Origin of the sequence: Actinoallomurus spadix (genome assembly GCF_024055725.1) — a bacterium.
GTDB classification, from domain to species: domain Bacteria; phylum Actinomycetota; class Actinomycetes; order Streptosporangiales; family Streptosporangiaceae; genus Actinoallomurus; species Actinoallomurus spadix.
Genome location: NZ_JAMXMX010000005.1, coordinates 29,005 through 40,820 on the forward strand (window position 1 = coordinate 29,005; position 11,816 = coordinate 40,820).

General features: G+C 73.0%; 15 protein-coding genes. 4 read left to right on the forward strand and 11 right to left on the reverse strand.

Going from position 1 to position 11,816, the window contains the following annotated elements:
- Positions 1-47 precede the first annotated feature (47 nt).
- On the forward strand, positions 48-1,052 hold the full coding sequence (locus NE235_RS07955; RefSeq protein ID WP_252800318.1) for an NAD-dependent epimerase/dehydratase family protein: 1,005 nt from the start codon (positions 48-50) through the stop codon (positions 1,050-1,052).
- A 22-nt stretch (positions 1,053-1,074) separates the two neighbouring features.
- Here NE235_RS07955 and NE235_RS07960 read toward each other — a convergent pair whose 3' ends face one another.
- The 4 genes from NE235_RS07960 to NE235_RS07975 form a co-directional block, all read right to left on the reverse strand.
- Positions 1,075-2,079, reverse strand: a complete 1,005-nt coding sequence (locus NE235_RS07960) for a HEAT repeat domain-containing protein (RefSeq protein WP_252800319.1) — start codon at positions 2,077-2,079, stop codon at positions 1,075-1,077.
- Between the two features lie 3 nt (positions 2,080-2,082).
- The gene (locus NE235_RS07965) at positions 2,083-2,754 is read right to left on the reverse strand and encodes a HEAT repeat domain-containing protein (protein WP_308206042.1); all 672 of its coding nucleotides are present in this window, start codon (positions 2,752-2,754) and stop codon (positions 2,083-2,085) included.
- Between the two features lie 145 nt (positions 2,755-2,899).
- On the reverse strand, positions 2,900-3,064 hold the full coding sequence (locus NE235_RS07970) for a hypothetical protein (RefSeq protein WP_252800320.1): 165 nt from the start codon (positions 3,062-3,064) through the stop codon (positions 2,900-2,902).
- A 27-nt stretch (positions 3,065-3,091) separates the two neighbouring features.
- A complete protein-coding gene (locus NE235_RS07975) occupies positions 3,092-3,532 on the reverse strand; it encodes an NAD(P)H-dependent oxidoreductase (RefSeq protein WP_252800321.1) in 441 nt (146 codons plus the stop codon).
- A gap of 36 nt (positions 3,533-3,568) precedes the next feature.
- Here NE235_RS07975 and NE235_RS07980 point away from each other — a divergent pair, with 36 nt between their 5' ends.
- Positions 3,569-3,883, forward strand: a complete 315-nt coding sequence (locus tag NE235_RS07980; protein WP_252800322.1) for a hypothetical protein — start codon at positions 3,569-3,571, stop codon at positions 3,881-3,883.
- An 88-nt stretch (positions 3,884-3,971) separates the two neighbouring features.
- On the opposite strand, the gene NE235_RS07985 is transcribed toward NE235_RS07980, so the two are convergent.
- The 4 genes from NE235_RS07985 to NE235_RS08000 are packed head-to-tail and all read right to left on the reverse strand — an operon-like array spanning position 3,972 to position 7,498.
- A complete protein-coding gene (locus NE235_RS07985; RefSeq protein ID WP_252800323.1) occupies positions 3,972-4,490 on the reverse strand; it encodes a hypothetical protein in 519 nt (172 codons plus the stop codon).
- Positions 4,487-5,440, reverse strand: a complete 954-nt coding sequence (locus NE235_RS07990; RefSeq protein ID WP_252800324.1) for a methyltransferase domain-containing protein — start codon at positions 5,438-5,440, stop codon at positions 4,487-4,489. The genes NE235_RS07985 and NE235_RS07990 overlap by 4 nt, the downstream gene beginning before the upstream one ends.
- Before the next feature lie 21 nt (positions 5,441-5,461).
- The gene (locus tag NE235_RS07995) at positions 5,462-6,220 is read right to left on the reverse strand and encodes an SDR family NAD(P)-dependent oxidoreductase (RefSeq protein ID WP_252800325.1); all 759 of its coding nucleotides are present in this window, start codon (positions 6,218-6,220) and stop codon (positions 5,462-5,464) included.
- 15 nt (positions 6,221-6,235) lie between these two features.
- A complete protein-coding gene (locus NE235_RS08000) occupies positions 6,236-7,498 on the reverse strand; it encodes an MFS transporter (protein WP_252800326.1) in 1,263 nt (420 codons plus the stop codon).
- Positions 7,499-7,705: 207 nt separating this feature from the next.
- On the opposite strand from NE235_RS08000, the gene NE235_RS08005 reads away from it, so the two are divergent.
- Complete coding sequence (locus tag NE235_RS08005) at positions 7,706-8,812, forward strand: threonine aldolase family protein (RefSeq protein WP_252800327.1); 1,107 nt, start codon at positions 7,706-7,708, stop codon at positions 8,810-8,812.
- 467 nt (positions 8,813-9,279) lie between these two features.
- Here NE235_RS08005 and NE235_RS08010 read toward each other — a convergent pair whose 3' ends face one another.
- The 3 genes from NE235_RS08010 to NE235_RS08020 all read right to left on the reverse strand — a co-directional run bounded on the left by NE235_RS08010 (position 9,280) and on the right by NE235_RS08020 (position 10,995).
- A complete protein-coding gene (locus NE235_RS08010) occupies positions 9,280-10,203 on the reverse strand; it encodes a bifunctional helix-turn-helix transcriptional regulator/GNAT family N-acetyltransferase (protein WP_252800328.1) in 924 nt (307 codons plus the stop codon).
- 76 nt (positions 10,204-10,279) lie between these two features.
- Entirely contained in the window at positions 10,280-10,600 is a 321-nt protein-coding gene (locus NE235_RS08015) for a DUF3817 domain-containing protein (RefSeq protein ID WP_252800329.1), read from the reverse strand.
- Between the two features lie 41 nt (positions 10,601-10,641).
- Complete coding sequence (locus NE235_RS08020) at positions 10,642-10,995, reverse strand: hypothetical protein (protein WP_252800330.1); 354 nt, start codon at positions 10,993-10,995, stop codon at positions 10,642-10,644.
- A 229-nt stretch (positions 10,996-11,224) separates the two neighbouring features.
- Here NE235_RS08020 and NE235_RS08025 point away from each other — a divergent pair, with 229 nt between their 5' ends.
- The gene (locus NE235_RS08025; RefSeq protein WP_252800331.1) at positions 11,225-11,761 is read left to right on the forward strand and encodes a methylated-DNA--[protein]-cysteine S-methyltransferase; all 537 of its coding nucleotides are present in this window, start codon (positions 11,225-11,227) and stop codon (positions 11,759-11,761) included.
- Positions 11,762-11,816 lie beyond the last annotated feature (55 nt).

Here is an 11,816-nt window from a genome sequence, read left to right on the forward strand (position 1 = left end):
CGGCGAACCGCGTCCTGAAGATCCTGTGGGCCGGTTTGACTGTCCGCATGCGACTTCTCGTTCTCGGCGGCACCGCCTGGCTCGGCGGCCACATCGCGACGTCGGCACTGGAACGCGGGCACCACGTCACCTGCCTGGCCCGCGGTGAGTCCGGGACCGCTCCGCGCGGCGTGGAGTTCGAGCACGCGGACCGGGACGGCGCCGACGCCTACGGCGAGGTCGCCCGCGCCGAGTGGGATGTGGTGGTCGACGTGTCCCGTCAGCCGGGGCACGTCGAGCGCGCGGCCAAGGCTCTCGCCGACTGCGCCGGATCTTTCCTCTTCGTCTCGTCGGTGAGCGCGTACGCCGATAGCTCCAGGCCCGGAGACGATGAGAGCGCCGCCCTGCTGCCGGCGCTGGCAGGGGACGTCATGGAGAGCATGGAGACGTACGGGCAGGCGAAGGTCGCGTGCGAGCGACACGTGACGAGCGCGTTCGGTCCCGGCCGTTCGCTCATCGCCCGCGTCGGGCTGATCGGCGGCCCGGGAGACGAATCCGACCGCACGGGCTACTGGCCGCTGCGGTTCGCCCGGCCGGCCACCGACGATGGCAGCGTGCTGGTGCCGGACGCGCCTGACCAGATGGCGCAGGTGATCGATGTTCGCGACGTGGCGGCGTGGCTCATCGACGCCGGCGAGGGCGGCCTGAGCGGCGTCTTCAACGTCGTCGGCGAGACGCTCCCCCTGCCCGAGCATCTGGCGGTGGCCCGTGAGGTGGCCGGCCACCGCGGCCCGGTCGTGGCGGTCGACCAGGACTGGCTGCTCGCCCATGACGTCGAGCCGTGGATGGGCGAGCGGTCTCTGCCTCTGTGGCTGCCTCTGCCGGAGTACGCCGGTTCCGGTTCCCGAGACGGGAGTGCGGCCAGAGCCGCGGGACTGGTCTCGCGGCCGCCGGCCGAGACCCTCGCGGACACCCTCGCGTGGGAACTGACCAGAGACCCGGGGCGGCCACGGCGCGCGGGGCTTCCCGACCACGACGAACGGCGCCTGCTCCGTGCGCTCACTACCGCGTAGCGTCGGCGTCCCCCGAGATCACTCATCGTTCGCCGCGTAGCCTGAGGATGTAGGCCGCGGTGAGCGCGACGGCACGATCGTCGTCGTCTGACAGTTCCGCGAGGGCACGTGACGTCGTGCTTCCCGGGATGCCCGCGAGCGCCTCGGCCAGCCGGCGGCGTGCGGACGAGTCGACGGCGTCGTGGGAGAGGCGGTCGACGAGCCCGGTGGCGATCCGATCCGCCGACGCGGAGTCACCGGCCAGCGCGCTCAGAAGATCGGCCGCCTCGACGTCGTTCGCCCCCTCGATGATCATGTCGATGAGCGTCGGGACCGCGTCGGCCGCGCCACGTGCCCCGAGCGCCAGAGCCGCACGCCTGCGGACCGCGACGTCGGAGTCGGTGAGGGCGTCGTGCAGCAGCGCGGTCGCCGCACCGCTCTGGACCTCCGCGATGGACTGGACGGCGCGTTCCCGCACCTCGGCCACTGGTGAGCCGAGGCCCTCCGCCAGGAGCGCCAATCCGGCGTCTCCCGATCGCGCCAGGGCCCAGCGAAGGGCTCCGGCGACGTTCGGGTTCGTCTCGCTCAGCGCCGCCTCGACCAGAGCCTCCACGGGCATCGGGGCCTCCTCGGCCGAGGACAGGGCCGCCTGCTGGCGCTTCCCGGCGCTCTCCGACCCCAGGGCATGAAGGAGCGCGACGATCTGGAGGACGTCCTCCCAGCCGGCGGGTTCCGCCGCGTCGATCCGGCGCAGTCGCGTGAGCAGCTCCGTCTCACTCGCGATGCGTTCTCGCGTCCGGCGGATGAGGTCGTCGATGAGCTGCGAGGGCTCGAAACCGGGATCATCCAGCGCAGACCCGACTTCACGCAGCGACAGCCCCAGTGACCGCAGGATCTCGATATGGAAGATCCGCTGGATGTCCTCGCTGGAGTACGCGCGATAGCCGGCCCCGGTGCGGCCCGTGGGCCGCACCAGGCCGAGCGACTCGTAATGCCTGAGCATGCGGGCGCTGACCCCGGACCGTCGTGCGACCTCACCGATCAGCACCGCCTACCGCCCCTCCTGGCCTGCCGGGCCGAGGACCACGAGGCGCTTCGCCTCCTCGACCGCGAACTCGAAACCCGCGTCCGGATCCTGCCACAGCCGTTCTGTGGCGATCGCGTGCCGGCGCACGTGAGGGTCGGCGTCCGTCATCGCGGCGCGCAAGGCCGGCGTGATCGCCTCACCGAGCGCGATCAGCGCCCGGCTGAGGCTCAGCTGAGTCTCACGCTCACCACGCCCGAGCTGTGTCGCCAGCACCCCGGCCAGCTCGGACTCCTCACCTTCGGGCACGAGCACGACCGCCGCCCGCCACGCGCTGCGCGCCACCTCGTCGTCGGCGTCGGTCAGGAGCGCCCGGGTGATCGCCGGCCACGCTCGCCGATCCCCGACCTTGGACAGCGTGTGCAACGCCTGGCTTCGTGCCTGCGCCCTCTCCGAGCGGAGTTCGTCGACGAGCTTGGAGACCGTCGTCGATGACGCGTGGCGGGTGAGCGCCCACGTGAGCATCTCGCGCACGAAGAACTCAGGTTCGATCGCGCATCGTTCGACCAGCTTGTCGACGAACCTCGGGTCCGGGGCCGAGCCGGCCGCCATCGCCGCCCGCAGCCGCACCGACGAACTGCCGTTCTCCAGTCCCTGGAGAACGCGCATCGTGTTCGTGTCCTCTTCTGGCATGGTCATCGGGAAACCTCCTTGACCGCAGTGAAGACCTTGTCACCGTGTCAAGGTCAAGCGGGCCATGCCATGAGACGGCCAGGCGGCTGGAGCCGGATCCCGGCTTCGCGGCGACGGGTTCCGCTGGGGCCCGCCGCCGCGAAGCGCGGGGTCACCTGGTGGCGAGCGCCCGGCCGGCGTCGTGGGCCGCGTCGAGTGCGTGGCCGTGGAGTCGGGCGGCCTCTTCGCGCAGCGGGTCCAGGGCGGGGTTGACGCCGGCGAGGGTGAGTTCGCGTTCGATGACGGTTAGGTCGGCCTGCCACATGTCGGCCAGCACGCGCCGCAGGTAGGGGGTGGAGTGGTCCTATCCTTCGCGCGGGGTGCCGGGGCCGTACCCGCCGCCGCGCACGGTGGCCAGCACGGTCGGGGTGTCCTTCAGGATCGGGGTGGTGGCCCCGGCTCCGGCGATGACCAGGTCGACCCACGCTTTGAAGTGCTGGGAGACGCCGTAGTTGTACAGCGGTACGGCCAGCACGACGGCGTCGGCGGCTTCGAGTTCGCCGGCCAGCGTGGCGGCCAGGGCGAGCGCCTCCTGGTGGGCGGAGGTGCGGTCGGGTTCAGGGGTGAACCCGGCGATCGTGGCCTGGGTCCAGGCGTCGGCGGGCAGCGGGTCGGTGCCCAGATGGCGGCGCACGATCGGCTCCCCGGGGTGGGCGGCACTCCACTTGGCCTCCACGATGTCGGCGAGCTCGGCGCTGGCCGAGGTGCCGGGAAGGATGCTGGCGTCCAGCCGGAACAGGCTCATGTCTTCTCCTCAACAGGGGCCGCGCGCAACGGCCCGATGGCGTGGCCCACACGGAGCGCGATCGCCCGCGCCACCCTGGAACGCAACCAGCCCATCCCCGCCGGGGTCGCCGGCCTGTCCCCGATCCACATCGGCATGCTCCTGGAACAGGCCCGCCGGGAAGGGCGCCTGGACATCGCCGACCTCGACAGCCTGGCCGTCCAGCTCACCGCGGCCCTCGAGGGTCCGTTCATGCTGTATCTGGCCACGTCCGCGTGCAGGCCGGAGCAGACCGCGCCCGTCGAGTCCGACCTCTCGCTCGCCGACAGCTGGCAGACGCTCGTCGAACGCGTCTGCGTGACGGCCGGCTGACCTCAGGTCGCGGTCGCCGCGAACGCCGCGGCGTCCGGGCATGAGCTCGAGCTCGAACTCGACCCGCGCCGGCCGCGAGAGGGGAGGCTCACAGCGGTTCGCGGTACCAGCGGCGGCGCACCAGCGGCTCGACCGTGAGGACACCGGCCGCCGCCGTACCCGCCGCGGCCCAGATCACCGGATCCCGGGTACCGAGACATGCGGCCACGACGGCGCCCGCCACGACGATCGGGCGGACGAGGATGAGAGGCCCGAGCCCGACCACGACCATCAAGGCGCCCTCCCGCATGGGGAGCAGCAGGTACGCCCCGAGTGAGAGCACGGCGAGCGCGGCGTAGGGCGCGACCACGGCGAGAGTCCTGGCTCCCGCCTCGGTCAGAGCCTGGTGACGACGGCCCAGGTCGCCCAGTGACACGACGGCGGTCGCGGCGAGACCCGCCAGTGCCACGGCCGCGCCCCGCCCGGCCGCCGTCACGATGTACGCCCGCCTGCGGATACGCCCGTTGCGGCCCGTGGCGGCGCGCAGGCCGGCGAACGCCCCGTCGGCGACGGTCAGGCCCGCCAGCGCCACGGGAACCGTGACCTCCTGGGCCGGGATCCACGTCACCCGCCGGTCCCCTCCCCTGCGCCACCGGGTTCCTGCCCCGTATCGGAGGGCCCGACGAGGCCACGGGCACGGCGGCCCAGCCCTCGTCGCAGCGCTTCGATGAGCCCGGGGCGGACTCCGATGACCGGCCGCATCGCGGCGCAGCAGGGGTTGGCGTGCCGTGGCGGCGTGAACAGGAAGACGCGCATCCCCTCCGCCGACGACGCGGCGTCCAGGAGCACGGCGTCACCGTGCGCCCGGCGCGCGGAGGCGACCCCGTCGTGCCGGCCCAGCGGCTCGCGCATCCGGGCCCGGTGTAACACCCACGCGCCGAGCGGCGCCAGGCGGCTCGCCGCGATGTCGTAGTGCACGAACCCGGCGGTGTCCGACCGGTCCTGGGCCCCGAAGAACCCGGCGAGTGACGCGGCGGGGAGGTGATGCAGGAGCCCGCTCGAGATGTAGAAGGTGGCCGGTTCGGCGAGCGTCAAGGCATTCCGGCGGACGAACCGGCAGGTCAGCCGCTCTTCTTCGGCGAGTCTCGTCGCCTCGGCGACCAGGACGGGGTTGAGCTCGGCTCCGATCAGCTCGACGTCGCGGCCGAGCGTCCCGGAGGCGGCCAGCGCCCGCGTGACGGGATCGATGCCGCACCCGACGTCCACGATCCGCAGCGGCCCGCGACCGGCGCGGCGGGCCGCGGTCACGAGCGGCCTCAGCAGCTCGGCGAACCGCTCGGCCATCCGCAGTTCCTCGCCGAGCCACTGCAGTTCCGTGTGGACCCGGACGAACAGGCGATCGACCGCCTCGGGCTCCAGGAACCCTCCGGAGGCGGGCATCCGCTCGACGATCCGTACGGCATGGTGGTCGCCCGCGGCGCGCAGCCGGGCGACCACCTCGTCCTTGCCGACCGGCAGGTGCGCGCCCGTGTCGGGGTCCCACGCGCCGATCAGGTCGGAGATCTCCAGGACGGGCATGGCCCGACCATAACCGGCGGATCAGGCGCTGGCACCGCCGTCCAGGACAAGGTCGTGGCCGACGGTGAAGCCCGACTCGGGTGAGGCGAGCCAGAGGACCGCGGCGGCGGCCTCGTCGAGGGTGCCGGCCCGGCCGATCGGCAGGGCGGTCTTCAGGCGTTCGGCGCGGTCGGCCTCTGTCTCGCCGGGCCGCAGGGACATCGGGGTCTCGATCGGTCCGGGGCTGATCGCGTTGATGCGGATGCCGTCGCCGATGTACTCCTTGGCCGCCGCGCGGGTCAGCACGCTCACCGCCGCCTTGGACGCGGCGTAGGCGCCGAGGAACGGCGAGCGCATGTGCGTCCCCTGGTTCGACGCGGTGTTCACGATCACGCCGCCGCCGTTGGCGCGCATGTGGGCGATCTCGTGCTTCATGCACAGGAAGACGCCCGTCAGGTTGACGGCGAGCTGGCGGTCCCAGGCGGCCTCGTCGATGTCCGCGAGGGGGCCGGTCTCGGCGACGCCCGCGTTGTTGAAGGCGATGTGCAGGCCGCCGTGGCGTTCGACGGTGGTCTGGACGAGCCGGGCCACGTCCTCGGAGGAGGACACGTCGGCCGGCACGGCGTCGGCCCGGCCGCCTTCGCCCTCGATCAGTTCCACCGTTCTCGCGAGTGACCCGGCGTTCCGCCCGGCGACCACGACGGTGGCGTCCTCACGGGCGAAGGCGAGCGCGGTCGCCCGTCCGATCCCGGAGCCGCCGCCGGTGACGAGGGCCACCTGGTGTGTGAAGCGTGCGGACATGATCTCTCCTTGTTCTCATCGGGTACGGCGCGGCAGCGCCGCGCACACGGCGGTGATGGCGAGCGCGACCGCGGCGACGCGCAGGGCGAAGCCGTAGCCGCTCGACGGGTCCGGGGAGTGGGCTGCGGCGAGGGGGATCAGCACCGCGAGTCCGAGGGGCGGGCCGACCTCCATGGCGGTGTTGACCAGGCCGCCCGCCAGTCCGGCCTCGTCGTCCCGTACGCCGTGCAGCGTGGCCAGCAGGGCGGCGGAGAAGGTCGTGCCGGCTCCGAGCGGGAAGACGAGGAGCCCGGCGTAGGGAGCGCCGAGGAGGCTGAGCAGGCCGAGCCCGGTGGCCGCGGTGGCCGACCCGGCCGCCAGGACGCGGCGTGCGCCCAGCCTGGCGACGAGCCGCCCGGTGAGCGGGCCGGCGGCGAGGAGTGGCGGGGCGGACAGCAGGAAGACGGCCGACGTCCGCAGCGGCGACAGGCCGCGCGCCTGCTGGAGGTGAAGGGACAGTATGAAGAAGGCGGTGGCCATCGCCGCGGCGCAGAGCGTGACGGCCGCCAGGGGCAGCGCGCGCCGGGCCAGGAACGGCAGGTGCGTCAGCGGCGCCGGGGACCGCCGCTCGGCGAGGCAGAACGAGGCGAGCAGCAGGACGCCGGCGGCGACGGCCCAGCCGGAGCGCTGCAGCCCGTAGATCGCGGCGGCGAGGCCCGTCGTCGCGAGGATCGCGCCGGGCCAGTCGATCCGCCGGGTGCCGGCCGGCCGGTCGGCGGGGAACAGGGCCGTCGCCGTGGCCACGGCGGCGGCCGACACGAGCACCGGTGCCAGGAAAACCCAGCGCCACGGCACCCAGGTGATCACCACTCCGGACAGGACCGTGCCCGCGGTCGCGCCGGCGCTGCTCAGAACGCCCCAGACCGCCATCGCGCGGCTCCGTCGCCGGGGGTCTGGGAACAGCGTGCCGCACAGGGCCATCGCGGCGGGCGCCGCCAGCGCCGCGCCGGCCCCCTGGACGAAGCGGGCGGCCACCATGGCTCCCGCGCCCGGGGCCAGACCGGCCGCCGCCGAGCCGAGGCCGAAGACGGCCGCGCCGGTGACGAAGACCCTTCTGCGCCCGAAGGAGTCCGCCAGCCGCCCGCCGAGCAGCAGCAGCCCGCCGAAGGCCAGGCCGTACGCGGAGCTGACCAGCACCGCCCCGCCGTCGTCCAGGCGCAGGTCTCGCCGGATGGCCGGCAGGGCGACGGTGATCACCGTGATCGCGGCGATGAGCGTGAGCTGGACGGTCCCGAGCATCGCGAAGGCGATCGATGACCTTTTAAGATCGACCGTTCTGATTCTTAGGGCTGGGTTGTCACGCCTGACGCTCCGAGTATCGGCCGCCGTGTCCCCATATCCGCTCTGCCGCACGCCGGAACTCTAGCCATTTCTAGATCGATTGGTCAATTATGTTCGCGGCATAGCTCCTGGAGATGCCCTGGAGGACTGTGCGACGATCGGCCGATGCCCGAGAACACGCGCCGGCGCCGGATGGCCGCGATGCGCGGCTGCGATCGCGTCCTCTCCGGGAACCCGCCGGCGACGATGCGGGAGCTGCTCGCCCGGATGGAGGCGGCGGGAGATTCGGACGCCCTGCCCGACTTCTACGACGGCGGGCCCGTCACGGCCCTGGAGGAGCGCGTCGCCGGGCTGCTGGGCACGGAGGCCGCCGTCTTCTTCCCGACGGGCACGATGGCCCAGCAGGTCGCGCTCCGGTACGGCGCCGACCGCACGGGGAACCCGACGGTCGCGCTGCATCCCCTCGGCCATCAGGAACTGCACGAGCGGTCGGCCTACTCCTGGGTGAGCGGACTGCGCGGCGTCCGGCCGACGACCGCCCCGCGCAACCCGACGGCCGGGGAGATCCGCGCGCTCGCCGAACCGGTCGGCACCGTCGTGGTCGAACTGCCACTCCGTGACGCCGGCTTCGTGCTGCCGACCTGGGACGAGCTGACCGCCGTCGCGGCGGCCTGCCGCGACATCGGCGCGCGCCTGCACCTGGACGGCGCGCGGATCTGGGAGTCCGCGCCGTACCTCGGTCACTCGTTCACGGAGATCGCGGGCTTGGCCGACAGCACGTACGTCTCCTTCTACAAGACGCTGAACGGGATCAGTGGCGCGGCGCTCACGGGGAGCCGGGACCTCGCCTCGTACGCGCGGGTGTGGCGGCACCGCTACGGCGGCCAGGTGTTCCAGCAGTGGCCCGCCGCGCTCGCCGCGATGGCCGGTCTCGACGGCGAACTGCCGCGCGTTCCCGAGTACGTCCGGCACGCGCGGACGGTCGCCGCCGCGCTGGCCGGGCTGCCCGGCGCGCGGGTGTTCCCCGAGCCGCCGCACACCCACCAGTTCCGCCTGTGGTTGCCGCACCCGGCCCAAGCGCTCGACGAGGCCGCGCTCGCGCTCGCCGAGGAGGACAAGATCTGGTTCGCCGGCGGGTGGCGGGACACGGAGGTGCCCGGCGTCGCGATGGCCGAGGTCACCGTCGCGGGACCCGGCCTGGAGTGGACGGCCGCGGACGTCGCCGAGGTCGGCGCGCGCCTCATCGACCGGGCCGGTCGCCACCGACCGTGACCGGCGAACCGCTGACGTGATCTTTGCCCCGCGAGACCGGCCGCAGATTTCTTGCTTGACCTGGGTTTACGTGCGCATGGTCGATGGGTACTCACAGTAACGAGATCGCAACGCCACGTGATGGGATCGCCGGGGACACTCCGGGCCCCGCCCATCGTCTGCGATTCGAGGAGGGCCGGCATGACCGTGCGATACCGGCGGGTGATTTCCCCCCACTCGTTCCGGGCCAGCGCGTGCGGCACCCGGCCCTCCAGGTCCTCCGGGGCCGGTGCGGTACGCCCCCATCGCATCGGCGCCACCCTGGCCGGGCCGGCGGTGCTCCCGAGTCCCACCGCCGGCCCGGCGCCCCGATCCGCCGGCCCGCACGCGCGAAAGGAGCCTGGATGGACTGACGCCTGAAACCCTCTCGACTCGAACGGTCCCACTGGCCCGCGGCGGACCATACGACGCCGCGGGCCAGTGCCCGTTCACAGTTTCAGGCGCCAGGTCTGCTCGTTCAGCGACGGCCCGTACTCCTCGGACGGCTCCTCCCCGGTCAGTTCGAAGCCGGCGCGCTCGTAGAGGCGGCGGGCGTCCCCGAGGATGTCGTGGGTCCAGAGCACGAGCTCCTCGTATCCCGAGCGGCGGGCGAACCTGACGCACTCCTCGACGAGCCGGCCGCCCACTCCCCGGCCACGGGCGAACGGCTCGACCAGGAGGAGGCGCAGGCGCGCGACGCGGTCGCTCTCCCGGGCACAGAAGATCGTCCCGGCGGGCCGGCCGTCGATCTCGGCGATCCACGCGTTGTCGCCGGGCCCGTGCCCCTCGGCGTAGTCGGCGACGACACGGGCGACGAGTGTCTCGAAGGCCGCGTTGTAGCCGTACTCGGCGGCGTACAGCGCCCCGTGCCGCTGGACGACCCAGCCGAGGTCACCGGGGCCGAGCGGGCGCAGCAGGTAGGACGCGGGCCGGGGGTGCTCCCCCAGGATCCCCTCGATGGCGGCCATGGCGCCCAGCAGCCGGCGCTGTTCGTCCTCGGCGAGACCGGCCAGGATCCGCTCGATCTGGGCCGTCGAGCGGGAGTCCAGATCCCGGAAGACCTCGCGGCCGCGGTCGGTGAGCCGGGCCGACTGCCGCCGGGCGTCGCCCTCGGCACGGCCGCGGACGATCAGTCCGTCGGCCTCGAACCGGGCCAGCATCCGGCTGAGGTAGCCGGCGTCCAGGCCGAGCGAGCGGCGCAGCTCGGCGACCTCCCAGGCGTCGCGCCGGGCGAGCTCGAAGACGACCCTGGCCTCGGTGAGCGAGTACGGCGTCTGGAGCAGCCCCTCGTTCAGCACGCCGATGATCGAGGTGTAGAAGCGGTTGAAGGCGCGGACGGCGTCGATCCGGTCCGGCGGCACGATGGAACTCATTGACCACCTCAACGAATAAGTTGACGCAGTCAAAGATAATCGCGACCGGCCGTACGGTCCAGAGGTGGGCTCGGACTCAGACCGCCGCGTCGGCGCGAGGCGCCGCAGCGGCCCGCTCGCGAAGCTCCGCCACCACGCGCCGCTCGACGTAGAACGTCAGGAACGGAATGATCCCCGCCAGCACGACCAGCACCATCTTCCCCAGCGGCCAGCGGACGCGGCGGTACAGGTCGAAGGTGGTCAGGAGGTACAGCGGGTAGCAGATCATGCCGTGCGGGATGCCCACGGCGGTGGACAGCACGCCGTTGTGCGCGAACAGCTTCAGCGGCACCGCGACGAAGCACAGCACGATCAGCAGCACGCCCGTCACGTACGCCATGACGCGATAGCGGGTCACCGCTCCTTGCAAGGGTCGTCCCTCCGTGAGACCGGCGCCGTTCAGCGGCGGAAGGCCTCGTCGTTCAGTCGGGCGAGACGGCGGTTGTAGGCCGCCAGCTCCTCGTCGTCCTCGTCGTCGATGTCAGCGGTCACGGGCGGCGGCGCGGCTCCCGGCGGGGTCACCGTCCCCGGGTCCGCCTCCGTCTCGCCGCGCAGCTCGTCCCGCACCATCCGGACCCACATGGCGATCACGAAGATCGCGAACATCGGCCACTCGATGACGTACGCCCAGCTCTGCAGATTGCCGCCCTGGGCGCGCTCCAGCTGCCACCAGCCGGCCAGCAGGAAGATGCCCATCAGCACGATCGCTATCGCGTGCAGTCCGAGCCAGCCGGGTCTGAAGAACCGTCGCACGTCTTGAGCGTACCCGCCCGCGCGGCGGGTGCCGGTCCGGGTCCGGGTCAAGAACGACCGCCGTGGTCACAGGTCACGCGGCGCGGTGACGCGCGACTCGATCACCAGCTCACTCGCGCCGGGCGGCCGCCGCGGCTTCGGCGCACCGTACCGGCCGGGGTCCCGCCGCGCGAGGGCCATGTCGGATTCTCGCGAGCGTCCGGCCCCTGCGGATTGATAGGAAGAGAGGGTGGACGTCGCGATCGGATCACTGGACACGCCGCTGGGCCGGCTGGCCTTCGCCTGCACCGCGGAGGGCCTGTGCGGGCTGTCCTTCCGGGACACCCCCCGTGACCGCGCGCTGCTGCGGGCGGGGCTGTCACCGGTCCACGCCCCGGAGCGCACGGAGCCCGTACGCGAGCAGCTGAGCGGCTACTTCGCCGGCGGGCTGCGGGCGTTCGACCTGCCGATCGACTGGCACCGCACCTCCGGCGCGCAGCGCGAGGTGCTGGAGAAGCTGTACGCCGGCGTGCCCTACGGCGAGACGGTCACGTACGGGCGGCTGGCCGACCTCAGCGGCACGGGCGTGCCCGCGCGGGCCATCGGCTCGATCATGGGCTCCAACCCGATCCCGATCGTGGTGCCGTGTCACCGGATCGTGGCCTCCGACGGCCTCGGCGGCTACAGCGGCGGCTCCGGCGTCGAGGTGAAGCGCTGGCTGCTCACCATGGAGGGCGCGATCCCCGCCACCCTCGACTGGGACCCGTCCGCCGGTCCGCTCTCCTGACCCCGGTGCTCGTCGGCCCGCCGCGCCCCAGGCGCGTCGTACGTGACGCCCGTCC